The organism is Pseudomonas hefeiensis (assembly GCF_030687835.1).
GTDB lineage: Bacteria > Pseudomonadota > Gammaproteobacteria > Pseudomonadales > Pseudomonadaceae > Aquipseudomonas > Aquipseudomonas hefeiensis.
On sequence record NZ_CP117449.1, the window covers coordinates 1,118,694 to 1,144,167 of the forward strand.

At 61.0% G+C, this 25,474-nt stretch carries 23 protein-coding genes; 14 read left to right on the forward strand and 9 right to left on the reverse strand.

The window, feature by feature from the left end; genetic code table 11:
- Positions 1 to 96: 96 nt before the first annotated feature.
- The 3 genes from PSH57_RS04830 to PSH57_RS04840 all read right to left on the reverse strand — a co-directional run bounded on the left by PSH57_RS04830 (position 97) and on the right by PSH57_RS04840 (position 3,119).
- Positions 97 to 801, reverse strand: coding sequence for a hypothetical protein (locus tag PSH57_RS04830; protein ID WP_186658520.1), 705 nt, complete (start codon positions 799 to 801; stop codon positions 97 to 99).
- A 138-nt stretch (positions 802 to 939) separates the two neighbouring features.
- Positions 940 to 1,953, reverse strand: a complete 1,014-nt coding sequence (locus tag PSH57_RS04835) for a GGDEF domain-containing protein (protein ID WP_305444841.1) — start codon at positions 1,951 to 1,953, stop codon at positions 940 to 942.
- A gap of 242 nt (positions 1,954 to 2,195) precedes the next feature.
- Complete coding sequence (locus PSH57_RS04840; RefSeq protein ID WP_305416392.1) at positions 2,196 to 3,119, reverse strand: LysR family transcriptional regulator; 924 nt, start codon at positions 3,117 to 3,119, stop codon at positions 2,196 to 2,198.
- Between the two features lie 98 nt (positions 3,120 to 3,217).
- Between PSH57_RS04840 and PSH57_RS04845 the strand changes: the two genes are divergently transcribed.
- Together PSH57_RS04845 and PSH57_RS04850 are read left to right on the forward strand one after the other, a co-directional pair.
- On the forward strand, positions 3,218 to 4,393 hold the full coding sequence (locus PSH57_RS04845) for an aspartate aminotransferase family protein (RefSeq protein WP_305388118.1): 1,176 nt from the start codon (positions 3,218 to 3,220) through the stop codon (positions 4,391 to 4,393).
- 113 nt (positions 4,394 to 4,506) lie between these two features.
- The gene (locus PSH57_RS04850) at positions 4,507 to 5,241 is read left to right on the forward strand and encodes a YiaD family glycine zipper/OmpA-like lipoprotein (RefSeq protein ID WP_305388119.1); all 735 of its coding nucleotides are present in this window, start codon (positions 4,507 to 4,509) and stop codon (positions 5,239 to 5,241) included.
- A gap of 221 nt (positions 5,242 to 5,462) precedes the next feature.
- On the opposite strand, the gene ehuA is transcribed toward PSH57_RS04850, so the two are convergent.
- The 4 genes from ehuA to ehuB form a co-directional block, all read right to left on the reverse strand.
- Positions 5,463 to 6,332 (reverse strand): ectoine/hydroxyectoine ABC transporter ATP-binding protein EhuA, encoded by an 870-nt coding sequence (gene ehuA, locus PSH57_RS04855; protein ID WP_370695169.1) that lies wholly within the window; start codon positions 6,330 to 6,332, stop codon positions 5,463 to 5,465.
- On the reverse strand, positions 6,332 to 6,988 hold the full coding sequence (gene ehuD / locus PSH57_RS04860; protein WP_047228592.1) for an ectoine/hydroxyectoine ABC transporter permease subunit EhuD: 657 nt from the start codon (positions 6,986 to 6,988) through the stop codon (positions 6,332 to 6,334). Before ehuD ends, ehuA begins: the two co-directional genes overlap by 1 nt.
- Positions 6,985 to 7,644: an ectoine/hydroxyectoine ABC transporter permease subunit EhuC gene (gene ehuC, locus PSH57_RS04865; protein WP_305388120.1), complete on the reverse strand. Its 660-nt coding sequence runs from the start codon at positions 7,642 to 7,644 to the stop codon at positions 6,985 to 6,987. Before ehuC ends, ehuD begins: the two co-directional genes overlap by 4 nt.
- A gap of 66 nt (positions 7,645 to 7,710) precedes the next feature.
- A complete protein-coding gene (gene ehuB / locus PSH57_RS04870) occupies positions 7,711 to 8,568 on the reverse strand; it encodes an ectoine/hydroxyectoine ABC transporter substrate-binding protein EhuB (RefSeq protein WP_047228590.1) in 858 nt (285 codons plus the stop codon).
- Positions 8,569 to 8,858: 290 nt separating this feature from the next.
- Here ehuB and ehuR point away from each other — a divergent pair, with 290 nt between their 5' ends.
- From ehuR to PSH57_RS04910, 8 genes are all read left to right on the forward strand, one after another.
- Complete coding sequence (gene ehuR, locus PSH57_RS04875; RefSeq protein WP_305388121.1) at positions 8,859 to 10,253, forward strand: MocR-like ectoine utilization transcription factor EhuR; 1,395 nt, start codon at positions 8,859 to 8,861, stop codon at positions 10,251 to 10,253.
- Between the two features lie 411 nt (positions 10,254 to 10,664).
- Positions 10,665 to 11,636, forward strand: coding sequence for a hydroxyectoine utilization dehydratase EutB (gene eutB, locus PSH57_RS04880; RefSeq protein WP_305388122.1), 972 nt, complete (start codon positions 10,665 to 10,667; stop codon positions 11,634 to 11,636).
- 24 nt (positions 11,637 to 11,660) lie between these two features.
- Positions 11,661 to 12,653, forward strand: a complete 993-nt coding sequence (locus PSH57_RS04885; RefSeq protein ID WP_305388123.1) for a cyclodeaminase — start codon at positions 11,661 to 11,663, stop codon at positions 12,651 to 12,653.
- 41 nt (positions 12,654 to 12,694) lie between these two features.
- Positions 12,695 to 13,885 (forward strand): ectoine hydrolase DoeA, encoded by a 1,191-nt coding sequence (gene doeA, locus PSH57_RS04890; protein ID WP_305388124.1) that lies wholly within the window; start codon positions 12,695 to 12,697, stop codon positions 13,883 to 13,885.
- A gap of 3 nt (positions 13,886 to 13,888) precedes the next feature.
- A complete protein-coding gene (gene doeB, locus PSH57_RS04895; RefSeq protein ID WP_305388125.1) occupies positions 13,889 to 14,890 on the forward strand; it encodes a N(2)-acetyl-L-2,4-diaminobutanoate deacetylase DoeB in 1,002 nt (333 codons plus the stop codon).
- Between the two features lie 200 nt (positions 14,891 to 15,090).
- Positions 15,091 to 15,570, forward strand: coding sequence for an Lrp/AsnC family transcriptional regulator (locus PSH57_RS04900; RefSeq protein WP_305388126.1), 480 nt, complete (start codon positions 15,091 to 15,093; stop codon positions 15,568 to 15,570).
- Positions 15,571 to 15,700: 130 nt separating this feature from the next.
- On the forward strand, positions 15,701 to 17,188 hold the full coding sequence (locus PSH57_RS04905) for an NAD-dependent succinate-semialdehyde dehydrogenase (RefSeq protein WP_305388127.1): 1,488 nt from the start codon (positions 15,701 to 15,703) through the stop codon (positions 17,186 to 17,188).
- Entirely contained in the window at positions 17,185 to 18,570 is a 1,386-nt protein-coding gene (locus PSH57_RS04910) for an aspartate aminotransferase family protein (RefSeq protein WP_305388128.1), read from the forward strand. The genes PSH57_RS04905 and PSH57_RS04910 overlap by 4 nt, the downstream gene beginning before the upstream one ends.
- A 615-nt stretch (positions 18,571 to 19,185) precedes the next feature.
- Here the strand turns inward: PSH57_RS04910 and PSH57_RS04915 are convergent.
- The gene (locus tag PSH57_RS04915) at positions 19,186 to 19,623 is read right to left on the reverse strand and encodes a Z-ring associated ZapG family protein (protein ID WP_305388130.1); all 438 of its coding nucleotides are present in this window, start codon (positions 19,621 to 19,623) and stop codon (positions 19,186 to 19,188) included.
- 148 nt (positions 19,624 to 19,771) lie between these two features.
- Here PSH57_RS04915 and PSH57_RS04920 point away from each other — a divergent pair, with 148 nt between their 5' ends.
- From PSH57_RS04920 to zapE, 3 genes are all read left to right on the forward strand, one after another.
- The gene (locus tag PSH57_RS04920) at positions 19,772 to 20,401 is read left to right on the forward strand and encodes an alpha/beta hydrolase (protein WP_305390289.1); all 630 of its coding nucleotides are present in this window, start codon (positions 19,772 to 19,774) and stop codon (positions 20,399 to 20,401) included.
- Between the two features lie 24 nt (positions 20,402 to 20,425).
- Complete coding sequence (locus PSH57_RS04925; RefSeq protein WP_305416394.1) at positions 20,426 to 21,781, forward strand: tryptophan--tRNA ligase; 1,356 nt, start codon at positions 20,426 to 20,428, stop codon at positions 21,779 to 21,781.
- 101 nt (positions 21,782 to 21,882) lie between these two features.
- A complete protein-coding gene (gene zapE / locus PSH57_RS04930) occupies positions 21,883 to 22,977 on the forward strand; it encodes a cell division protein ZapE (protein ID WP_305388132.1) in 1,095 nt (364 codons plus the stop codon).
- 189 nt (positions 22,978 to 23,166) lie between these two features.
- On the opposite strand, the gene PSH57_RS04935 is transcribed toward zapE, so the two are convergent.
- Positions 23,167 to 24,063: a GlxA family transcriptional regulator gene (locus PSH57_RS04935; RefSeq protein ID WP_305390291.1), complete on the reverse strand. Its 897-nt coding sequence runs from the start codon at positions 24,061 to 24,063 to the stop codon at positions 23,167 to 23,169.
- A gap of 245 nt (positions 24,064 to 24,308) precedes the next feature.
- Between PSH57_RS04935 and PSH57_RS04940 the strand changes: the two genes are divergently transcribed.
- Positions 24,309 to 25,445, forward strand: a complete 1,137-nt coding sequence (locus PSH57_RS04940; RefSeq protein ID WP_305388134.1) for an acyl-CoA dehydrogenase family protein — start codon at positions 24,309 to 24,311, stop codon at positions 25,443 to 25,445.
- The last annotated feature ends 29 nt before the right edge of the window (positions 25,446 to 25,474 follow it).

Genomic DNA, 25,474 nt, shown 5'->3' on the forward strand with positions numbered 1-25,474 from the left:
GCACCTTCACATCGATGCAAGCTGAACCACCGCTATCGCGAGCAGGCTCGTTCCCACAGGTATCGGCGGCAGACTGACAACCGCAAAAAAGAAGGCTTATTGCTGGGCGATGCTATAGCCGTCGAACGCCTTTTGCTGTTGCAGGGCGGTGACGATGCTTTTGCGGGTGACCGGTTGTTCGGTGCCGTCGTTGTCCAGGAAAATGTCATTTTCCAGCTCGGCTTGATCGCCTTCGCCGACGAAACTGAAGCCCAGGAATTCGAAGGCCTCGCGGTCGACGTTCGGCTTGGAGCGTGGCGTGCGCAAGGGCAGGGTGACGCTGATGCCGTCCTTGCTGATGACAAACACTTCGGCCTCTTTCTTGGGGCGCGAGGCTTTGCCTTTGCTGCCGCTCGGGTTGCTGATGGCCTGGTGGGTCTGGTTCAGCACTTTCAGGGCCAGGCCATAAACCAGTTCCTGGAAGGCCGGGTCGTCCTTGTAGCTGGACAGGATACGGCTGATGGGGAAGCGGCTGCTCAGGTCTTCCAGTGCCGCGAAATCGGCGGCTTCGGCGTCCTTGAGCTGCTTGAGCTGGCCCATCAGTTCGTAGGCCTTGTCGTCGTCGAAGGCATCGTGGGCCTGGCGGATGGCGTTGCGCAGCTCGCGGATCTGGTCGCTTTCGCGGTTCGACTGGAACGCATCGAGAACCATCTCACTGATGCTTTTGGCCTGAGGCAGATGCTGTGAAAGATTGATGGAGTTTTCGTATTCCGCTTTGGACGACAGAGTGACTACGGATTCAGCGGTATTGGAATCGGACATTGAAATTTCACTACTTCTGTTAGCTGGATGAGGCGGGAAAGGCGTTGAGCTTTTTTCCGGTCGCCTAATCTATTGGACCCGGGCGGCGTTGTCACGGTTGAACCGGTGGCAGGTCGGTATTTGTTGTTCAGGTACGCATCATTGGCAGATCACATTCTTGCCGGCCATCTTGGAGCGATACAACGCCTGGTCCGCCCGGTCCAGCAGCACGGTGTGTTGTTCATCCTCGCGCCGCTGGACCACACCGAAGCTCATAGTGACCTGGAAGTCGCCCACCGGCAGCAGGTCGGACAGGCTCCGGCGAATGGTTTCGGCCATCAGGCAAGCGTTGGCCAGGGAGGTGTTGTGCAAAATCATGATGAATTCATCGCCGCCCCAGCGTACGAGCAAGTCGCCGTCGCGTTCGCAGCGTTTAACGGCCTGTACCACTTGCACCAGCGCCGCATCGCCGAAAGCATGACCGTAACGATCATTGATGTCCTTGAAGTCATCGACGTCCATGGCGATCAGTGACAAGGACTCGCGAAAGCGCTGGGCACGCTCGCAGGCCAGCGGTAGGGCCTGTTCGAGGCGATAGCGGTTGGCGACCCCCGTCAGGGCATCGGTTTCGGCGAGCCTGCGGTTTTCGTCGAGCTGGATCTGCAACTGGTGGTTGACCCGGGACAGTTCCAGGGTGCGCTCCTGGATGACGGCTTCCAGCGATTTGTTGCGCCGTTCCAGTTGTTCGAACAGACGCTTTTTGTCGTCAATGCTGCGATGGGCGCCAATCATCCGCGCCACCGTGCCGTCGGGGTTGCGGGCGATCACATAGCCTCGGTCCTCGATCCACATCCAGGAACCGTCGCGCGTGCGACAGCGGTATTCGGCCTGATAGTGGTGGGAGCGTTGTTGCAGGTGGTCGTCGAACAAAGCCATCACCTGCGGATAATCATCGGGATGGATCACGCTTTCCCACGTCAGCACGGTGTTATCGAGTGAGTGGGGCAGATACCCCAGCATCGTGTACCAGCCGGGATTGCGGTAGACGAACCCGGTGTTGGCGTTCCAGTCCCAGATGCCATCGCTGACCAGCTCAAGGATGGTGTGCAGCACACTTTCGTCCAGACCGGACAGGTCGAGGCGCAGCATATCGATGTTCGAGGCGTCGCCCATCGTCGTTTCCTCAATCAGCCTTGATATCAAAATGCTCGTCCAAGGAAGAAGAGTAGCCGATGGGGCGAGGGGGCACTAGCGGGGGATATTCAGACGGGGTTTGCTGTTGTGGCGAGGGGATTTATCCCCGCTGGGTTGCGTAGCAACCCCAAGGCTGTCGGTTCACATGGCAGGTGAGTCGGGTTTGATGACTTTTGGGGCCGCTACGCGACCCAGCGGGGATAAATCCCCTCGCCACATCATCATTGGGCTTGGGCTTGGGCTTGGGTTTTGCCCCATTGCTGCATCGCAAATTCGACAAAGCTGCGCAGCTTCGGCAGCCGGTAGCGATCTTGGGCATACATCAGGTTCATTGGCCGATGGGGAAGTTGATAGTCCTGCAGCAGCGCTACCAGATGGCCTTCCTTCAGGTCTTGGGCCACCAGTGCATCGGGCAGCATGACCACGCCCATGCCGGCCAGGGCCGCGCGATGCAGGCCCGAGGAGCTGTTGATCAGCATCGGTCCGGTCACCGGCACCTTGATTTCACCTTCCGGCCCGTTGATGGGCCAATGATCCTGGGCGAAGCGCCATTCGTCGTCGGCGGAATAGGCGAACGACAGGCAGTCGTGCAGCTCAAGGTCGGCGGGTTTTTGCGGTGTGCCTCGGCGCGCCAGGTAGGCCCGGGATGCGCAGATGGTCAGGGTGTAGTCCATCAATGGGCGGGCGATCAGCTTCGGGTCGGGAGGGCCGAGACGGATGGCGACGTCGAAACCTTGATCCAGCAGGTCCAGGCGTTGGTTGGTCAGCACCACGTCGAGTTTAAGCTGGGGATGGAGCCGGCTGAATTCGGCCAGCGCGGGGGCAAGGCGCTCGGTGCCAAAGGTCAGTGGCGCGGTGATGCGCAAGGTGCCGGTGGGCTCGCCTTGCGTCTGCTCGGCCAGTCGTTCGGAATCGGCCACCAGCCCGAGTACTTCCAGGCAGCGCTGATAGTAGGACGAGCCGAATTCCGTCAGGCGCTGGCGCCGAGTCGTACGGTTGATCAGGCGCACGCCAAGGCGTTGTTCCAGTGCGCGAAGGTGATTACCTACCATGGTGGTGGACATTTCGCATGCCTGGGCCGCCGCTGTCAGGCTCCCGGTTTCCACCACCTTGACGTAAACCGTCATTGCCTGAAAAAGATCCATTATCAAGTCTGGCTTTAAAATGATTGAAGGAAAGCAGCGTTTATCCAGCAAGAGTGGCTAACCATACTGGAAAAAACCACCTGATGGAGCTTGAAGTCATGACCGCCACCTGCCTGATGACCACTTACCAACCCCTGGCGCTGAATTTTACCCACGGGTTGGGTACGCGCCTGTGGGATCAGGACGGTCGCGAGTATCTGGATGCGGTGGCGGGCGTGGCAGTGACCAATGTCGGCCATTCCCACCCTCGGTTGGTGGCAGCTATCAGCGAGCAGGCTGGCCTGCTGCTGCACACCTCCAACCTGTACGGCATCGACTGGCAGCAACGGCTGGCACAAAAACTCACTCAGCTCTCAGGGATGGAACGGGTGTTTTTTAACAACTCCGGTGCCGAGGCCAACGAAACCGCTCTGAAACTGGCGCGTCTTTATGGCTGGCACAAAGGTGTCGAGCAGCCGTTGGTGGTGGTCATGGAGAATGCGTTTCACGGCCGCACATTGGGCACCTTGTCCGCCAGTGATGGCCCAGCGGTGCGCTTGGGCTTCAATCGGTTACCGGGGGACTTCATCAAGGTGCCATTCGGTGATCTGGCGGCGCTGGAGCATATCCAGCAGGTCCACGCCGAGCGCATCGTTGCGGTCCTGGTGGAACCGATCCAGGGCGAAAGCGGCGTGCAAGTGGCACCGCCGGGCTATCTCAAGGCCTTGCGCCAACTGTGCACACGGCGCGCCTGGTTGCTGATGCTCGACGAGATCCAGACCGGCATCGGCCGCACCGGCCAATGGTTTGCGTTCCAGCACGAAGGCATCGTGCCGGACGTCATGACCCTGGCCAAGGGCTTGGGCAACGGCGTGCCCATCGGCGCCTGTGTGGCCCGGGGCAAAGCGGCCGAACTGTTTACGCCCGGCAGTCATGGCAGCACCTTCGGCGGTAATCCGCTGGCCTGCCGGGTCGGCTGCACGGTGCTGGATATCATCCAGGAGCAAGGTCTGCTGGACAACGCCAGGCATCAGGGTGAACAGTTGCTCAACCGGCTGACGGCCGAACTGGCGGACAACCCGAACGTGCTGGCGATTCGTGGCCAGGGCTTGATGATCGGCGTCGAACTCAAGCAACCGGTCCGCGACCTGAGCCTTTGCGCCGCTCGCGACCACGGTTTGCTGATCAATGTCACTCGCGGCAAGACCATCCGTCTGCTGCCGCCGTTGACCATTGATGGACGGGAAGTGGAAATGATCGTCAGGGGCGTGAGCCGGTGCCTGAAGATAGACTAGGCCAGGCGCGACACGGCTGGACGGAATTTTTGCCAATTGCCGCGTTCCAACGCCAGCCAGAGTCGATAGCCTAAGCTCTGACACTTCAGAATTAAAATACCAGGAGCATCTTCATGTTCACCTCGCGTCGCTTGATTGTTGTCGCAACCGCTGTGGCCCTGCTGTCCGGCTGCGCGTCGCCTAATCCCTATGACAACCAGGGGCAGGCCTCCACAGAGTCCTCCGGCATGAGCAAGACTGCCAAGTACGGCGGCCTCGGTGCCCTGGCTGGTGCGTTGGCCGGTGCGGCCATCGGTCACGATAACCGTGGCAAGGGTGCATTGATCGGCGCTGCGGTCGTGGGGGCTTCCGCGGCCGGTTACGGTTACTACGCCGACCAGCAGGAAAAGAAACTGCGTGCCAGCATGGCCAATACCGGCGTTGAAGTGCAGCGCCAGGGCGACCAGATCAAACTGATCATGCCGGGCAACATCACTTTCGCCACCGACTCGGCGAACATTGCCTCCAGCTTCTACCAGCCGCTGAACAACCTGGCCAACTCCCTCAGGGAGTTCAACCAGAATCAGATCGAAATCGTGGGTTATACCGACAGCACCGGCAGCCGTCAGCACAACATGGATCTGTCTCAGCGTCGTGCACAGAGCGTGGCGACCTACCTGACGTCCCAGGGCGTGAGCGGTGCCAACCTGACCGCCCGCGGTGCCGGCCCGGACAATCCGGTGGCCAGCAACGCCGACGTCAATGGCCGTGCGCAAAACCGCCGTGTCGAAGTCAACCTCAAGGCTATTCCGGGCCAGCAATATCAGGCACCGGCGCAGCAGGGGCAGACTTACCAGCAGTACCCATAACCGCTAAGCTGCAAACGAAAACGGGGGCCATGGAAACATGGCCCCTCTTTTTTGCGCTCGGTTTCTATCCGCCTGATGCCGACCCCTGTGGCGAGGGGATTTGTGGGAGCAAAGCTTGCTCGCGACACAGGCGCCTCGATTCCTGAAAGACCGCATCGGCTTTATCGCGGGCAAGCCTTGCTCCCACAAATTCCCTCGGCACAAAGGTGTTCACATGGGGCTCAATTCGCCTCTTTCACCGCACTCAAGAACGCACACGTGCGCTCCTGCTGCGGGTTTTCGAAGATCTGCGCCGGAGTGCCCTGTTCGTGGATCTGCCCTTTGTAGAAGAAGCACACCCGGTCGGCGAATTCCCGGGCGAAGCCCATCTGGTGGGTCACCATCAGCATCGTCAGGTTGTGCTCGGCCCCCAGTTTGCGGATCACATTCAGCACTTCACCGCACAACTCCGGATCGAGCGCCGAGGTCACTTCGTCAAACAGCATCACCTTGGGTCGCATCGCCAGCGCCCGGGCAATCGCCACCCGTTGTTGCTGGCCGCCAGACAACTGCGAAGGGTAGTGGTCGAGTTTGCTGCCCAGCCCCACCAGCTCCAATAAATCGGCGGCGCGCTCCCGTGCTTCTTTCGGGTTCATGCCCAGCACCTGCACGGGGGCCTCGATGACGTTTTGCAGCGCGGTCATGTGGGGGAACAGGTTGAAGCTCTGGAACACCATGCCGATCTTGCCGCGCACCCGGCGGATGTGCCGGTCGTTGGCCGGCACCAGCACGCCGTTGCGGTTGGGCATGTGAGTCAGGGAGTCATCTTCGATGCGGATCTGGCCCTGGTCGATGCCTTCCAGGGTCATCAGCACCCGCAACAATGTCGACTTGCCCGAGCCGCTGGGGCCGATGATCGCGACTTTTTCACCGGGCGCGACATCCAGGTTCAGATGGTCGAGTACCGTAAAACTGCCATAGCTTTTGGTCACGTCCTGGAAACTTACAATCGGCCGGGACGGGGTCTGATCTTGCATGGCCGGGGCCTCCTGCTGCGACGCCAGCGTGCTGCGCCGGGACAAATCGGTGGGCGAGGACAGGGGTAAAGTCATTAGCGTAGCTCCATGCGCGTTTCAAGGCGCCGTACCAGATAGGCCAAGGCGAGGCTCAGGGCGAGGAAGAACAGACCGACCATGGTGATCGGCTCCAGGTAGCGGAAATGCTCGGAGCCGATGTTCTTGGCCTGCTGCATGATTTCCACCACGGTGATCGCCGACAGCACCGGCGTGTCCTTGAGCATCGCCACCAGGTAATTGCCCAGCGGCGGTATGATCGGCCGCAGCGCCTGGGGCAGGATGATGTTGCGGTAAGCGTTGTACGGAGCGATGTTCAGTGCCGTCACCGCTTCCCACTGCGCCCGCGGCACCGCGTCAAGGCCGCTGCGATAGACCTCGGCGATATAGCAGGCGTAGTGCAGGCCGATGCCGAGGATGCCGACTTGCATGGCCGTCAGGCTCAAGCCGTAGTTAGGCAGCACGTAATAGAGGAAGTACACCTGGATCAGCAGCGGTGTGCTGCGGATGAATTCGATCACGGCGGTGGCCGGCCATGACAGCCAGACTTTTCGACTGCGCCGACCAATTGCCAGGAACAGTCCCAGGACAATCGCGATCAGAAAACCGATCAGGGTGATGCCCACCGTGTTGAGCGAGGCGCGCAGCAAGTCCGGCAGGATCTGTGCGGCGTAGGACCAGTCGAACAGGGTCATGACAGACCTCCACGCATCCGGCCCCGGCTCAGTCGTCGCTCGACATGGCGCATGCCCAGGTTAATGGCCTGGGCAAGGATGAAATACATCACCAGTGCCAGGCTGAAGATCTCCAGGGTCTGGAAGGTTGCCTGATCCAGCTGCCGCGCGCGAAAGCTCAGGTCGGACAACGTGATCAACGACACCAGCGACGTGTTCTTCAGCAATTCGATCAGCAGGTTGGTGCCCGGTGGAATCGCCGCCAGCAGGGCCTGGGGCAGGATGATCCGTTTGAAACGCTTGAAACCGCTGAAATTCAGCGCCGTGCAGGCTTCGTATTGCCCTTTGGCCACCGAGCTGATGGCGCCGCGCATGACTTCGGCACCATACGCGCCGATGTGCAGGCCCAGGCCGACAATCGCCACGGCGTAGGGGCTCAACTCAATGTTGAACGGCGGCAGTGGCAGCACGAAGAACAACCAGAACAGTTGCACCAGCAGCGACGTGCCACGAAACACTTCGATGTAAGTGATGGAAAACCAGCGCAGCGCTCGCCATGGCGACAGTCGTCCCAGGGCCGCCAGTACCGCGCTGACAATTGCCAGCAGCGAGCCGAAAAAGGTCACCTGAAGCGTGACCCAGGCCCCTTGAATCAATAACGGAAGTAATTCGCCCATGGTTCAACCCGATATCCGATGAAGCAGGGAACAGGCATCACGCACCGCGCGTCATGCCTGTTTCGGCTATGGCTGAGCGCAGAGCTCGGCCGCGGTTTTGCTGGTCACGTTGGATTTGTCGAAACCGAACGGCGCAACGGCCTTGAGGTGTTCTTCAGAGCCTAGCCATTTCTTCAGCTCGGCATTGACCGCATCGCGCAGGTCTTTGTCTTCGGGGCGGAAGGCGAGGGCGCCGTAGCCAATGTGCGACGGGTCGTCCTTGAACTCGGTCATTGCCTCAACCTTGTCTCCGCCCTTGCTGGCCAGGCCCTTCATGGTCAGTTGCGTGCCGACGGCAGCGTCCGCACGGCCGGCGCGCACCGCTTGCAACTGCGCGGTGGTGTCGGGGACCTGGAGAATCTGCTCATCCTTGACCCCGGAATCCCGGGCGTACGCCAGGTTCACCGTACCGGCCATGATTGCCAGCTTCACGTCCGGTTGTTTGGCGATGTCTTCATAGCTGTGGAGTTGTTTCGGATTGCCCTTGGCCACGAGCAGGGCATCGGGTAACTGGTATTGCGGATCGGTGAACAACACCTGCTTGCAGCGCGCCGGGGTGATGTACATCCCCGCGGCAATGACATCGAATCGGCCGGCGCGCAGGCCGGGAATCAGCGAGCCCCATTCGGTGAGCACGCCGTTGACCTGCTTGATGCCCATCTTGGCGAAGATGATCTTGGCGATTTCCGGCGATTCACCGGTGACAGTGCCGTCGGTTTCGGTGAAGGCGAACGGGGTTTCGTTGGCGTAGCCGATCCGGATGCTGCTGTTGCTTTTGACGGTATCGAGGGTGGCGGCGTGAACGCTGCCAGCCAGGCCAAGTACGGCACAGGTCATTAAGAGCCGACGCAGGGGCGCGCATGTGGCGGGAAGGAAATTGCTCATCGATAAAATCTCCTGTTTCTTGTGGATCCGTCGTTTGACGGCTCTGTGGTAGGAGGCAGTGTTACAAGAGCAAAGCGTACAGCGGCTGATCCGGCCATGGCCTGGAATCGGGGACGGCGCCGGTACAGGTCGATCCGGCTTTTTTGTCGGGGTGGTGAACCCGCCTGGATGACGACCTTGGACCGAGCATACAAAAGCCCCGGCACCGATTGCATTGCACTAGGACAATTGCTTTGTCGCGATTGTCGCGGGATGCTGTGCGCACCAGAACACACGCGGGTTGCAGCGTCATGGATAAGTGGAAATCAGCCTTGGACATTGCCCGTAGCGGTGAGTCCAAATACAAGATTCTGGTACAGGCCATTGCCGACGATATCGAGCAGGGCTCCCTGGCCAATGACCAGCGCTTGCCGCCGCAACGGCAAGTGGCCGACGCCATGGGCATCAGTGTGCAGACTGTCACCAATGCCTACAAGGAGCTGGAGCGTCAGGGCCTGGTGCGCTGTGAAGTGGGACGCGGCAGCTTCGTTTCGCGGCGCATGAGCGACCGGGTCGCGACCTACATTCTCGATAGCCCCGAGCGCGCGCTGGTGGATTTTTCCATCACGCGAATCATGCACACCCGCGAGCACGACCAGTTCTGGCGCGACACCTGCCTTGAACTGAGCACCGAAGAAGACCAGCCGTGGATTCATGCTTTTCGTCCGATCGCAGGTTTTGAATCCCATCGTGAAGCGGCCGCCCAGTGGATTGGTCGCCAAAGGTTGAAGGTTGATCGCAACGACATCTTGATCACCAACGGCGCAGCCCATGGGATCTTTCTTGCCCTCGCTTCCCTGGCCGGGCCCGATGATGTGGTGCTCTGCGAAGGCGTGACTGACCACGGGGTGATCGGCAATTCCCAAGTGTTGGGTTTCACCCTCAAGGGCCTGGAAATGGATCGCTATGGCATCGACCCTGAACACTTCGAGGACATGTGCAGCAACGAGCGCATCACCGCGCTGGTGTGCACGCCGAACCTGAACAACCCCACCACCAGTCTGATGCCCGACACTCGCCGACGGGAAATCGCCGAGATTGCCCGGCGCTTTGGTGTGCACATCATCGAAGACGACGTCTACGGTCCGCTGCTGGACGAACGCCGTGCGCCGCCCATCAGCCACTACCTGCCGGAGCTGTCGTTCTATTGCACCAGCATGACCAAGTCGGTGCTCACGGGGCTGCGGATCGGTTATCTGGTGGTGCCCAAGCGCCTGGCGCTGCGTACCGAGAGCATCCTGCGGGTCAATAGCTGGATGGCCACGCCCATGGTGTCGGAAATCGCCGCCCGCTGGATCCGTGATGGCCGCGCCGAGTCGCTGGTGCATTTGCAGCGCCGGCTGTTGGCCGGTCGCCAGGCGATGGTCACCGAGTACATGGGCGAGCATTTGCTGGGCCAGCATCCCCACGCCTTGAACGCCTGGGTCGGCATCCCGTCCCATTGGGAAGTGGACAGCCTGGTGCGGGCGCTACGGCACAAGCACATCGCCGTGACCTCCCCCGACCCGTTCACCGTGCGCGGCACCCCCAAACCCCGTGCGGTGCGAGTATGTGTAGGCGCCGAATGCAGTGATGAGGAAATGCGCCATGCGCTGATCGGCATGCGGGAAATTTTCAACCAATACCCGCAGATCCATGATTTTTAATGCACAAGATTTTTGAACAACACAACCCTCCTGTGGGAGCGGGCTTGCTCGCGAAGACGGTGGCACATCCAGTATTGATGTGACGGGTAGACCGCTTTCGCGAGCAAGCCCGCTCCCACAGGGGAATGGCGGTGGTCGCAGGATTTGTGTTTGCCCCGGCCAAAATGTGGGAGCGGGCTTGCTCGCGAAGGCGGTGGCACATCCAGCATTGATGTGACGGGTAGACCGCTTTCGCGAGCAAGCCCGCTCCCACAGGAGGGTTGTGGGGGGGCTCGGAATCTGTGTTCACCCCAGTCAAATTGTGGGGGGCTGGAGGGGATTCAAGTAATCGAATTAAATTGCCCTAGTACATTCATCACCACAATCCAGCCCTCTTAGACTGCGCCCAACACATCAGCTCGGGACGCGGTCATGGCAGTGTTGCAGCTACAGGATGTCTATCTCGCTCGCCAGCGCATCGAATCGCTGGTGCGGCGTACGCCCATGGAGCATTCCCCCAGCCTGTCACGGCTGATGGGGGTGGCGGTGTACCTCAAACTCGAATCTCTGCAAATCACCGGCAGCTTCAAGCTGCGCGGCGCGACTAATGCTGTGGCCCAGCTCAGCCCCGAGCAACAGGCCCTGGGCGTGGTCACCGCCTCGACCGGCAATCACGGGCGGGCGCTGGCCCATGCGGCTTCCCGCCAGGGAGTCAAGGCGATTGTCTGCCTGTCGAACCTGGTGCCGGCCAATAAGGTGCAGGCGATTCGCGACCTGGGGGCCGAGGTGTGCATCGTCGGTCAGTCCCAGGACGATGCCCAGCGCGAAGCCGAACGCATCGCCAGAGAACAGGGGGCGACCTTCCTGCCGCCCTTCGATCACCCGGCGATCATCGCCGGCCAGGGCACCCTCGGCCTGGAAATCCTCGAACAGCAGCCGGACGTGGCCCAGGTGCTGGTGCCGTTGTCCGGTGGCGGCCTGTTCGCCGGCGTGGCCCTGGCGCTCAAAAGTGCGAATCCGGCGATTCAGGTGCATGGCATCAGCATGGCCCGAGGCGCCGCGATGGGTGCCAGCCTCGCCGCCGGGCAGCCGGTGGAGGTCGAGGAGTTGCCCACGCTGGCGGATTCCCTCGGCGGCGGCATCGGCCTGGATAACCGCTACACCTTCGACATGACCCGACACCTGAGCGATGACCTGCACCTGCTTTCAGAAGCTTCCATCGCCAACGCTTTGCGCCACGCCTATCACGAAGAACGCCTGGTGCTTGAGGGCGCTGCCGTGGTGGGCATTGCCGCTCTGCTCGACGGCCTGATCGAACCGCGTGGACCTATTGTGCTGGTGGTCAGCGGGCGCAACGTCGACACCGAACAACATGCCCGCGTACTCGCTGGGGCCCAGCAATAACCATCAGCCGCAACGGAGCCAGCCATGAGTGAAGTCACCCTATTGAGCGAAGCGGATCTGCGCAGTTGCGTGGCCCTCGACCTGCCCAGCATCGACGCCATCGAACAGGCCTTCGTGCTGCTGGCAACGGCGGCCGTGGCGATGCCGCCGATCCTGCGGCTGGACATCCCCGAACATAACGGTGAGGTGGACGTGAAGACCGCTTACCTGCCGGGCCTGGAGCGGTTTGCGATCAAGGTCAGCCCGGGCTTTTTCGATAATCCGAAACTCGGCCTGCCCAGCCTCAACGGCATGATGATGCTGCTGTCGGCGCGCACCGGTCTGCTGGAGGCGCTGTTGCTGGACAACGGTTATCTCACCGCCGTGCGCACGGCAGCCGCCGGAGCGGTGGCGGCGCGCTGCCTGTCTCGCGAGCAGAGCCGCAGTGTCGCGTTGATCGGCGCCGGCGAACAGGCGGCGTTGCAGCTTCAGGCGCTGCGTCTGGTGCGGCCCATTGAAGAGGTGCGGGTCTGGGCTCGCGATGCACAAAAGGCCCAAGCCTTCAGTGCTGAACTTGCGCGTGATACGGGGCTTTCGGTGACGCCGTGCACAACGGTCGACGCCGCGCTGGAAGGTGTGGACATCGCCATCACCTGCACCCCCAGTCGTGAGCCGCTGATCGAAGCCCGGCACCTGCATCCCGGCCTGCATATCACCGCGATGGGCTCGGACGCGGAACACAAGAACGAGATTTGCCCGCAAGCCCTGGCGGCCGTCGACTGCTACGTCGCCGATCGTCTGAGCCAGACCCGTGTGCTCGGTGAACTGCATCACGCCCTGGCGGCCGGTGTTGTCGGCGATGAGTCGGCGTTGATGGAGCTGGGCCAGGTGTTGGCGGGGCAGCGGGCCGGGCGAACCGATGAGGCGCAAGTCACCTTGTGCGACCTCACCGGCACCGGTGCCCAGGACACCGCCATTGCCAACCTGGCCTTCGAGCGGGCGCGGGCAGCGGGCAAGGGTTTCCCATTCGGTCGTTAACCGATTTTTTATTCGTGCGTCATTGATCAGAGGGCAGGTGGATGTCAGAGATAGTCGTCAATCTTCCGTTCCAGCGGGAGGAATACGCTCAGCGCCTGGCGAAGGTCCGCGTGGCCATGCAGGTCCAGGGCCTGGAGCTGTTGCTGGTCACCGATCCGTCGAACATGGCCTGGCTCACCGGCTACGACGGTTGGTCGTTCTACGTACACCAGTGCGTGCTGGTGGCACTGGACGGCGAGCCCGTGTGGTTCGGTCGCGGCCAGGATGCCAACGGTGCCAAACGCACGGTGTTCATGCAGGCCGATAATATCGTCGGCTACCCGGACATCTACGTGCAGTCGCGCGAACGTCATCCCATGGATTACCTGTCCCGGGAAGTGATCACCGCTCGTGGCTGGGGCGCGTTGACCATCGGCGTGGAGATGGACAACTACTACTTCAGCGCCGCCGCGTACCTGTCGCTGCAAAAGCATTTGCCGCAGGCCAAACTGGTGGACGCGGTGGGTTTGGTGAACTGGCAGCGGGCGGTCAAGTCCCCCCAGGAAATCGCCTACATGCGCATCGCCGCGCGCATCGTCGAGAACATGCATGGCCGGATTCTGGAGCGGATCGAGCCGGGTATGCGCAAGAACGAACTGGTGGCCGAGATCTACAGCAGCGGCATCCTCGGGGCCGATGGCCATGGCGGTGATTACCCGGCCATCGTGCCATTGCTGCCCACCGGTGCCGACGCCAGTGCGCCGCACCTGACCTGGGACGATTCGCCGTTCGAGAAGGGTGCCGGGACTTTTTTTGAGATCGCCGGTTGCTACAAGCGTTACCACTGCCCACTGTCGCGCACCATCTACCTGGGCAAGCCGCCGCAACATTTTCTCGATGGCGAAAAAGCCGTGGTCGAGGGCATCGCCGCCGGCCTGGACGCGGCCAAGCCGGGCAACACCACGGGCGACATTGCCGTGGCATTTTTCAAAGTGCTGGAGAAGTTCGGCATCCATAAGGACAGCCGTTGCGGCTACCCGATCGGTATCAGCTATCCGCCGGATTGGGGCGAGCGCACCATGAGCCTGCGCCCCGGCGACACCAGCGTATTGCAGCCGGGCATGACGTTCCACTTCATGCCAGGTTTGTGGATGGACGATTGGGGACTGGAAATCACCGAAAGCATTCTGATCACTGAAACCGGCGTCGAGACGCTGTGCAACGTGCCTCGTCAATTGTTCGTGAAGGATTGAGCCATGACTGACTTGCCTGCCAATCCCATCAGCGCCACGGTCGATTTCAGCCGCGAGGGCGTGCAGCACGGTTTTCTCAAACTGCCGTATTCGCGAGACGATTCGGCCTGGGGCGCGGTGATGATTCCCATCACCGTGATCCAGCGCGGCAGTGGCCCGACGGCGCTGCTCAGTGGTGGCAACCACGGCGATGAGTACGAAGGCCCGGTGGCCCTGAGCAAACTGGCGCAGCGGCTGACCGCGCAAGAGGTGAGCGGCAGGGTGATTATCGTGCCGTTCATGAACACCCCGGCGTTCCATGCCGCTCGCCGTACCTCGCCCATCGACAAGGGCAACCTCAATCGCAGTTTTCCCGGCAAGCCGGACGGCACGGTTACCGAGAAAATCGCTGACTATTTCAACCGTACGTTGCTGCCTTTGGCTGACATCGTCCTGGACATCCACTCCGGTGGCCGGACCCTGGACTTCCTGCCGTTCGCCGCCTGCCACGTGTTGCCGGACAAGCAGCAACAGGCCCGTTGCGAGGCGGGGATGCTGGCATTCAATGCGCCGTATTGCATGCGCATGCTGGAACTGGACGCCGGGGCGATGTACGACACCGCCGCCGAATCCCAGGGCAAGGTGTTTGTCACCACCGAACTGGGCGGTGGCGGCTCATCGACGGCCCGCAGCGTGGCGATTGCCGAACGCGGGGTACGCAACCTGCTGATCCACGCCGGCATCCTGCGCGGCGAGATCGAGTTGCAGCCATCGTTGATGCTCGACATGCCCGATGCCAGTTGCTTCATCGCCAGCGAACACGACGGCCTGCTGGAGATGTGCCGCGACCTGGGCGACCACGTGACCGGGGGCGAGGTGGTGGCGCGCATTCACGATGCCACCCGCAGCGGCGTCGCCCCCATTGAATACCGCGCCGCCCGCAGCGGTCTGCTGGCGGCCCGGCACTTTCCGGGGCTGGTGCAATGCGGCGATACGTTGGCGGTGATTGCGGATGTGTTGGCGTGAGTCAGGTTGAGCACAGCACCTGTGGCGAGGGGATTTATCCCCGCTGGGTTGCGCAGCGACCCTAAAACCTGACGCCTCGGTATGCCAGACAAATTGAATTCAATAGTTTGGGGGCTGCTGCGCAACCCAGCGGGGATAAATCCCCTCGCCACAATTGATGTATGTCTAGAAGTTTTATGTAACCGCCCGGAGCCCGGCCCATGCACAAGCTCGACCGCTATGACCTCAAGATCCTGCAGACCCTCGCCGAGGACGGGCGGATCACCAAGTCGAGCCTGGCCGAGGCGATCAACCTTTCGGTGACGCCGGCCTGGGAGCGGGTACGCAAGCTGGAAATGGCAGGGTTGATCACCGGCTATCAGGCGCAGATCGACTGGGGCGCGGTGTTCAAGCGTCAACAGGTGCTGGTGGAAATCACCCTGGCCCGACACACCGCCCAGGACATGCGCCGCTTCGAGCAGCGCATGGCCGCCGCCCCGCAAGTCGCGTTCTGTTACGCCACCGGAGGCGGGGTGGATTACCTGGCGATGATCCAGTCTCCGGATATCGATCACTACCAACGCTTTGTCGATCAACTGCTGCTCGAAGACCTCGGTATCGAGCGCTACTTCACCTACATCGTCACCAAAACCATCAAGACCAGCGGCGCCTTGCCAGCGGAGCTGGCGCCGTCAACCTGAGCACCGCAGAAATCACTTTTGCGTACCCTTGTTTCAGAAAAAAACCGAGGTATGACCCACGACAAACACCCGATTACCCAAGCGCCGCTGCCCTAGCATGGTTCCACGCACACGGTTTGGAGTGAACGTCATGACTTATCAACATCCGCTGCTGTTCAAAGCGCTCTGCTACGTCGACGGCCAGTGGGTCCACAGCGACAGCGGCCACAGCATTGCCGTGCACAACCCCGCCACACGTACGGTGATCGGCCATGTGCCGATGCTTGATCAGCCGCAGATTGTCGCGGCGGTGGATGCGGCCCACCGGGCATTCCCGGGGTGGCGTGAACAGAGCCTGGACGTCCGGGGCAAGATTTTACGACGCTGGGCAGCGTTGATCGTCGAACACAGCGAAGACCTGGCGCGGATCCTCAGTCTGGAGCAGGGCAAATCCCTGGCTGAGTCCCGGGGTGAAATCGCCTATGCCGCAAGCTTCATTCCCTGGTTCGCTGAAGAAGCCCGGCGCCTGTATGGGCAGAATATCCCCAGCCATATTCCCAATGCTCACCTGGGTACGATCAAAGAACCGGTGGGCGTCTGTGCGCTGCTGACACCCTGGAACTTTCCGTCGGCGATGATCACCCGCAAGGCCGCCGCCGCCCTGGCTGCCGGTTGCACCGTGGTGATCAAACCGGCCCACGAAACGCCGTACTCGGCTTTGGCCCTGGCGCAACTGGCCGAGGAAGCGGGGTTCCCCGCCGGGGTCTTCAACGTGGTGCTGGGTGAGCCGCAGATGACCATGGAAACCCTGGTCAAGGATCGCCGTGTCCGCTCCGTGAGCTTCACCGGTTCGACTCGGGTCGGCAAACTGGTGCTGCAAGCCGCCGCCCATGATGTGAAGAAAGTCGCCCTGGAGTTGGGCGGCAACGCGCCGTTCATTGTCTGCGCCGATGCTGACCTGGCGCTGGCGGTGAAAGTCGCCGTGGAGGCGAAATTCCAGACCTCGGGCCAGGATTGCTGCGCGGCGAACCGGATTATGGTCCAACGTCCGGTTTATCAGGCGTTCCTCAGCCGTTTCGCCGCGGCGGTACGGGCGTTGCGGGTCGGCCCGGCCATGGTGGATCAGCAGGAGCAGGACGTGGACGTCGGCCCGTTGATGCACCAGGCCGCGCTCGATGGGACTGTCGACCGGGTTGCCGATGCACTGGCCCTTGGCGCCCAGCGCCTGGTCGGTGGTGAAGCCCATGCCTTGGGCGGGTTGTTCTATCAGCCGACCGTGCTGGCTGATGTCACGCCGCAAATGCGCATCTACCGCGAAGAAAATTTCGCGCCCATCGCCGGGGTGATGCCGTTCGACACCCTGGACGAAGCCATCGAAATGGCCAATGACACCGAATACGGTCTGGCGGCCTATATTTGCTCCAACCGCCTGGACCTCATTTATCCACTGATTCGCCGTCTCGACCACGCCATGGTCGCGGTCAACGGCGTCAAGTTTACCGGCCATCCGATTCCCTTCGGTGGCATGAAAGCCTCGGGCCTTGGCCGCGAGGGTGGCAGCGAGGGCTTCGAGCCCTTCGTCGAAACCAAATACTTTTGCCTGCATCATCAAGGCCAGTTCCCAGGAGAGCCCGCATGAGCCAAGAACTCAATACTCTGTTTGAACAAGACCGCGCGCATTTCATGCACCCGTCGACCCACGCCCACGACCATGCCAGTGGTGCGCTCAAGGGCCGGATCATCAAAAGCGCATCGGGCATCCGCATTCGCGACCATGAAGGCCGTGACTTCATCGACGCCTTTGCCGGCCTCTACTGCGTGAACATCGGTTACGGCCGCACCGAAGTGGCCGATGCCATCTACAAGCAGGCCAAGGAGCTTGCCTACTACCACACCTACGTCGGCCACTCGAGCGAGGCGATCATCGAACTGTCCAGTCGCATCATGGACTGGGCGCCAGAAGGGATGAAGAAGGTCTACTACGGCCTGTCCGGTTCCGATGCCAACGAAACCCAGGTCAAACTGGTGCGTTACTACAACAACGTGCTGGGCCGGCCGCAGAAGAAAAAAATCATCTCCCGCGATCGTGGCTACCATGGCTCGGGCATCATGACCGGCAGCCTGACCGGGCTTGCGACCTTCCACCAGCATTTCGACCTGCCGGTGGAAGGGGTCAAGCACACCGTGTGTCCCCACTGGTATCGCAAGGCCCCGGCGGGCATGGACGAAGGGACGTTCGTGCGCTACTGCGCCGATGAGTTGGAAAAAATGATCCTGGCTGAAGGGCCGGACACCGTGGCGGCGTTCATTGGTGAGCCACTGATGGGCACGGGCGGCATCATTGTTCCTCCGGCCGGTTATTGGGACGCGATCCAGGCGGTGTTGAAGAAGTACGATGTGCTGTTGATTGCCGATGAAGTGGTCTGCGCGTTCGGCCGCCTGGGTTCGAAGATGGGCAGTCAGCGCTACGGCATGAAGCCGGACCTGATCACCACCGCTAAAGGCCTGACCAGCGCGTATGCACCGTTGTCGGCGGTGATCATCGGGGAAAAAGTCTGGAGCGTGATCGAAAAAGCCTCCCAGACCGAAGGCGCCATGGGGCACGGCTGGACCTATTCAGGGCATCCGATCTGTGCGGCGGCGGCACTGGCCAACCTCGACATTCTCGAGCGGGAAAACCTCACGGCCAACGCCGAGGATGTCGGCGGCTACCTGAACCGCCGGCTGCGTGAAAGCCTCGAAGGCCATCCGCTGGTGGGTGAAGTGCGCGGTGACGGCATGCTCGCGGCGGTGGAGTTCATGGCTGATCGCGAGCAGCGCAGCGCTTTTGATCCAGCGCTGAAAGTCGGCCCCAGGGTCTCGGCCGCTTGTCTGGAACGCGGCATGATCGCCCGCGCCATGCCCCACGGCGACATCCTGGGCTTCGCCCCACCCCTGATCCTGACCCGCGAAGATGCGGACCTGATCGTCGACATCACCAAAGGGGCTATCGATCAGGTGGCGGGTGAAGTATTGGCTTGAGATTTGTGGTGAACGCGAAATTTTTGAACATCTGCGATCCAGTGTGGGAGCGAGCCTGCTCGCGAAAGCGGTCTGTCTGAGACGGTGATGGTGAATGTGCCGTCGCCATCGCGAGCGGGCTCGCTCCCACAGGAGATTTTCGGTGGTCGCAGGATTTGTGTTCCCCTCGACCAAACTGTGGGAGCGGGCTTGCTCGCGAAAGCGGTCTGTCTGAGACGGTGATGGTGAATGTGCCGTCGCCATCGCGAGCAAGCCCGCTCCCACAGGAGATTTTCGGTGGTTGCAGGATTTGTGTTCACCACGGCCAAAGTGTGGGAGCGAGCCTGCTCGCGAAAGCGGTCTGTCTGAGACGGTGATGGTGAATGTGCCGTCGCCATCGCGAGCAAGCCCGCTCCCACAGGAGGTTTTCGGTGGTCGCAGGATTTGTGTTCCCCACGACCAAACTGTGGGAGCGAGCCTGCTCGCGAAAGGGGTCTGTCTGAGACGGTGATGGTGAATGTGCCGTCGCCATCGCGAGCGGGCTCGCTCCCACAAGGGATCTGCGGTGATTTGAAGAGCCAATAAAAAGCCCGCCCGATCATCTGATCGGGCGGGCTTTTTGGTGGCGCTTGAAAATTACTTCTTCAAACCGTAATGCTCATCAAGCATGCCGGGCGAATTCGGGGATTTGGGGGCGTAGTCCCGGGGCGGTTCCTGGACCTCTTTTGGCGGGGTCAGGCGTTCCCGTGGCGTCTGTGCCGCATCAGCGTGCAGGGCGGCCAGCAAGCGCTGGCGAGTCTGCTCGTCGAGCGCCAGGCGATTGGCACCCTCGGACAAATGATCCTGGACGTCCTGATAGCTCTGGGTGAGTTTTTTCACCAGAGAAGCGGTGCTGTTGAAGTGAGTGACCACTTCATTCTGATAACTGTCGAAACGTTCCTGAATGTCGTCCAGCTGACGTTGCGTGCTGTTAGGCACCGCATTGGGCAGCAGTCGGGCAAGCAGGAATCCAATGGCGACACCGGCAACCAGGGCAAGAGTCGGCAACAGCCAAACTAAGAGCGAGTGTTCCACGAGTCCTTCCTCTATAAACGGCTTTGCTTTACGTTAACGGCTCGGACCTGCGCTGTATACCGCGAAGAATATCGCAATCATGCCAGGCACAGACTTTTAGCTAGACGAGTCGACCCTATTCGGGGTCACGGAGTTCTTTCCCTTGCTTATGCGCGAAACCCCTGTAGTCATTGATGGCCCCGTGGGCCAACTGGAAGCCTTGTACCTGGACAACGAAGCGCCCCGTGGCCTGGCGCTGATCTGCCACCCCAACCCGGTGCAGGGCGGGACCATGCTCAACAAAGTCGTCTCGACCCTGCAACGCACTGCCCGTGATGCTGGCCTGGTTACGTTGCGTTTCAATTATCGCGGCGTCGGCGCCAGTGCCGGTAGCCATGACATGGGCACCGGCGAAGTTGACGACGCCCAGGCCGCAGCCGATTGGCTGCAAAAAAAATACCCGCAACTGCCGCTCACCCTGTTCGGTTTTTCGTTTGGCGGCTTCGTGGCCGCAAGCCTTGGCGGACGTCTGGAAGCCCAAGGCCAACCACCCAGGCACCTGTTCATGGTGGCCCCGGCGGTGATGCGCCTGGACGCGCAATCGCCCTTGCCAATGAGCGGCGAGTTGACCGTGATCCAGCCGGAAACCGACGAAGTGGTCGATCCTCAGCTGGTTTACCAATGGTCGGACGCGCTCCAGCGCCCCCATGAGCTGCTGAAAGTGGCAGAATGCGGACACTTTTTCCATGGCAAGCTGACCGATCTCAAGGATCTGCTCCTGCCGCGCCTCTCGAATTGACAGCAGTCTGACAAGCGATAACCCATGACGACTCGTACCCGCATCCTGACCGGCATCACCACCACCGGCACCCCGCACCTGGGCAACTACGCCGGCGCTATCCGTCCGGCGATCCTCGCCAGCCGCGACAGCAACGCCGATTCGTTCTACTTCCTGGCCGACTACCACGCCCTGATCAAATGCGATGACCCGCTGCGCATCCAGCGTTCGCGCCTGGAAATCGCCGCGACCTGGCTGGCCGGTGGCCTGGATGTGGACCGCGTGACCTTCTATCGCCAGTCCGACATTCCTGAAATCCCGGAACTGACCTGGCTGCTGACCTGCGTCGCCGCCAAGGGCCTGCTCAATCGCGCCCACGCCTACAAGGCTTCGGTGGACAAGAACGTTGAGGCCGGTGAAGACCCGGATGCCGGCATCACCATGGGGCTGTACAGCTACCCGGTGCTGATGGCCGCGGACATCCTGATGTTCAACGCTCACAAGGTGCCGGTCGGTCGCGACCAGATCCAGCACGTGGAAATGGCCCGCGACATCGGCCAGCGCTTCAACCATCTGTTCGGTCAGGGCAAGGAGTTTTTCACCATGCCCGAGGCGCTGATCGAAGAAAGCGTCGCCACGCTGCCGGGCCTCGATGGCCGCAAGATGTCCAAGAGCTACGACAACACCATCCCGTTGTTCAGCAGCGCCAAGGACATGAAGGACGCGATTTCGCGGATCGTCACCGACTCCCGCGCACCGGGCGAGGCGAAGGATCCGGACAACGCCCACCTGTTCACCTTGTTCCAGGCCTTCGCCACGCCGGCGCAGTCCGATGAGTTCCGTAGCGAGCTGTTGCAGGGCCTGGGTTGGGGCGAAGCCAAGAACCGCCTGTTCCAGTTGCTCGACAGTGAACTGGGCGAGTCCCGCGAACGTTATCACCAGTTGATCGAACGCCCGGCGGACCTTGAAGACATCTTGCAGCTGGGCGCGAAAAAAGCCCGGGCCGTGGCCACACCATTTCTCAACGAACTGCGCGAGGCCGTTGGCCTGCGTTCGTTTGTCAGCCAGGTTCAGGTGGCGACCGGCACGAAAAAGAAAGCGGTCAAAACCGCGCGCTTCGTGAGCTTTCGCGAAGACGACGGCAGTTTCCGCTTCCGTCTGCTGGCCGCCGATGGCGAGCAATTGGTGTTGTCGCGCAATTTTGCCGATGGCAAGGCCGCGGGTCAGGTCACCAAGCAATTGCAATCCGGCCAGCCACTGGATGTGCGCAGCGACGAGCTGAGTTTCAGTGTCTGGCTCGACGGCGCATGTGTGGCCGACAGTCCGGCTTTTGCCGACAGCGCCGCTCGGGACGCTGCCATCGAGGCGCTACGCGTTGCCCTGACGCCGGTTCAGGACTAAATCGGGGGCTATTCCGACCATCGGCTCGAATAAGGGCCGATTGCCATTCCCGCGGGCCGTCGCTACAGTGACGGCCCGTTTTTGTTGCCTTGCTAACGAATATGACGCCCCTAGAACGATATCAAGCTGATCTGAAACGCCCGGAGTTCTTCCACGACGCAGCCCAGGAAACGGCAGTGCGGCATTTGCAGCGCCTGTACGACGACCTGGTCGCCGCGTCGAACAACAAGCCGGGCTTGTTGGGCAAACTGTTCGGCAAGAAGAATCAGGCCCCGGTTAAGGGCCTGTATTTCTGGGGCGGTGTCGGCCGTGGCAAAACCTACCTGGTCGACACCTTCTTCGAGGCGTTGCCGTTCAAGGAGAAGACGCGGACGCACTTCCACCGCTTCATGAAGCGTGTGCATGAAGAAATGAAGACCCTGGGCGGTGAGAAGAACCCGCTGACCATCATCGCCAAGCGGTTCTCTGACGAGACGCGGGTGATCTGCTTCGATGAGTTTTTCGTTTCCGATATCACCGACGCCATGATCCTCGGCACCTTGATGGAAGAGTTGTTCAAGAACGGCGTGACTCTGGTCGCCACCTCGAACATCGTACCGGACGGCCTTTACAAGGACGGCCTGCAACGCGCGCGCTTCCTGCCGGCCATTGCGCTGATCAAGGAACACACCGACATCGTTAACGTCGACAGCGGTGTGGATTATCGCCTGCGTCATCTGGAGCAAGCGGAGCTGTTTCACTTCCCCCTGGACGCCGCAGCTGAAGAAAGCCTGCGCAAGAGCTTCCGGGCCCTGACGCCGGAATGCACCCAGGCGGTCGAAAACGATGTGTTGGTCATCGAGAATCGCGAGATCCGCGCCGTGCGTACCTGCGATGACGTGGCCTGGTTCGACTTTCGCGAACTGTGCGACGGCCCTCGTAGCCAGAACGACTACATCGAGCTGGGCAAGATCTTCCACGCGGTACTGCTCAGCAACGTGGAGCAAATGAGTGTCACCACCGACGACATTGCCCGCCGATTCATCAACATGGTTGACGAATTCTACGACCGTAACGTGAAGCTGATCATTTCAGCCGAAGTCGAACTCAAGGATCTCTACACCGGCGGTCGCCTGACTTTTGAGTTCCAGCGAACCTTGAGTCGTTTGCTGGAAATGCAATCACACGAATTCCTGGCGCGGGCGCATAAGCCGTAATCCGGTTCGGATAAAAGAAAGGCCTGCAATTGCAGGTCTTTTTTGTGCGCGTAAGATCAGCGGGTCACCGCAAAACCCTGTGGGAGCGGGCTTGCTCGCGAAGGGGACGGCATGTTCAGCATAGATGCAAGCTGACCCACCGCTTTCGCGAGCAAGCCCGCTCCCACAGGGAATGTATTCAGCTCTGGCTCACGCCGCCTGCTGAAACTGCTGCCGATACTGGTTCGGCGACAACTCGGTATGTTGGCGGAACAGCCGTGCGAAGAAGCTCGCATCGTCGTAGCCGACTTCATAGCTAATGGTCTTGATGCTCTTGCGACTGCCGGACAACAAGCCCTTGGCGGTCTCTATACGCAGCCGTTGCAGGTAATGCAGTGGTTTGTCCCCCGTGGCGGTCTGGAAGCGGCGCATGAAGTTGCGGATGCTCATACCGTGCTCCCGGGCGACGTCCTCGAAACGAAATTTGTCGGCAAAGTGTTCTTCGAGCCAGTGCTGGATCTGCAGGATGATCACATCCTGGTGCAGCTTCTGGCCCCCGAAGCCGATTCTTCCCGGTGAGTAGCTGCGCTGCACTTCATACAGAATGTCTCGTGCCACGGCCTGGGCCACGTTGGCGCCGCAGAACCGTTCGATGAGGTAGATATAGAGGTCGCAGGCCGAGGTCGTGCCGCCGGCGCAGAACAGATTGTCGGCGTCGGTCAGGTGCTTGTCCTGATTCAGGTGTACCTGGGGAAAGCGCTCCTTGAAGGCGCTGAAGAACCGCCAGTACGTGGTGGCCTCCTTGCCATCGAGCAGCCCGGCCTCGGCCAGCCAGAACACCCCGGTGGCCTCGCCGCAGAGCACTGCACCACGGGCATGCTGTTCCCGCAGCCAGGGCAGGACCTGTGGATAACGTTGACAGAGGGTGGCGAAATCATCCCAAAAAGCCGGGAGGATGATCACATCGGTATTTTCCAGGCCGCCGTCCACCGGCATGATTACGTCGCTGAAGCTGTTCACCGGTTTGCCGTCGGGGCTGACCAGCCGGGTTTCGAACGCCGGTGTCAGGCCGTGGCCCAGTTGTTTGCCGTAGCGCAAGCTGGCCAGATGGAAAAAATCCTTGGCTTGCATGAGGGTGGAAGCGAAAACCCGGTCGATAGCCAGGATGCTGACGCGCCGTAAGGGCGTGGAGACGTGCTTGGACATAGTTGATCTTTATTTTTATAGGGGAAAGTGGTCACCAGACGGCTGGATCGTCTTATTTTTTGTCGGATGTGTCCAGTGTCCTGTCATCCCCCGCAGGCTTAGGCTCTGTTGGATAACCCCACCGAACAATAATGAAAAGGTGCGCCATGATCCCAAGAACCCTGTTCAGTCCCGAACACGAACTGTTTCGAGACAGCGTACGAACCTTCCTCGAAAAAGAAGCGGTGCCGTACCACAGTCAGTGGGAAAAACAGGGGCATGTGGACCGTCAGTTGTGGAACAAGGCGGGGGAGGCGGGGATGTTGTGTTCGCATCTGCCGGAAGCTTATGGCGGGCTGGATGCCGATTTTCTCTACAGCACTGTGGTGATTGAAGAAATCGGACGGCTGGGGCTGACAGGCATCGGTTTCTCGCTGCACTCCGACATTGTGGCGCCTTACATCCTGCACTACGGCAGTGAAGCGCTGAAACTCAAGTACCTGCCCAGGCTGGTGTCCGGTGAGATGGTCACGGCCATCGCCATGACCGAGCCGGGGGCCGGTTCCGACCTGCAAGGTGTAAAGACCACGGCGGTGCTGGACGGTGATGAATACGTCATCAACGGCTCGAAGACCTTCATCACCAACGGCTTTCTGGCCGACCTGGTGATCGTGGTTGCCAAGACCGATCCAAAGGCCGGCGCCAAAGGCACCAGTCTGTTCCTGGTGGAGGCGGGCACGCCCGGCTTCGAAAAAGGCAAGCGCCTGGAGAAGGTTGGAATGAAGGCCCAGGACACCTCGGAGCTGTTCTTCCAGGATGTTCGCGTGCCAAAGGAAAACCTGCTCGGGCAGGCGGGGATGGGCTTCGCCTACCTGATGCAGGAATTGCCCCAGGAGCGTCTGACGGTGGCGATCGGCGGCCTGGCGTCGGCCGAAGCGGCGCTGCAATGGACGCTGGACTACACCCGCGATCGCAAGGCTTTCGGTAAATCCATCGCCGACTTTCAGAACACCCGTTTCAAACTGGCGGAAATGGCGACCGAGATCCAGATTGGCCGGGTTTTCGTCGACCGTTGCCTGGAACTGCACCTGCAAGGCAAGCTCGACGTGCCGACGGCGGCGATGGCCAAGTACTGGGGCACTGACCTGCAATGCAAGGTGCTCGACGAATGCGTGCAACTGCACGGCGGCTACGGGTTCATGTGGGAATACCCGATCGCCCGGGCGTGGGCCGACGCGCGGGTGCAGCGGATTTATGCCGGGACCAATGAAATCATGAAGGAGATCATTGCGCGGTCGCTTTGACTATGCGGTGAGTTGAGGGGCGCCTTCGC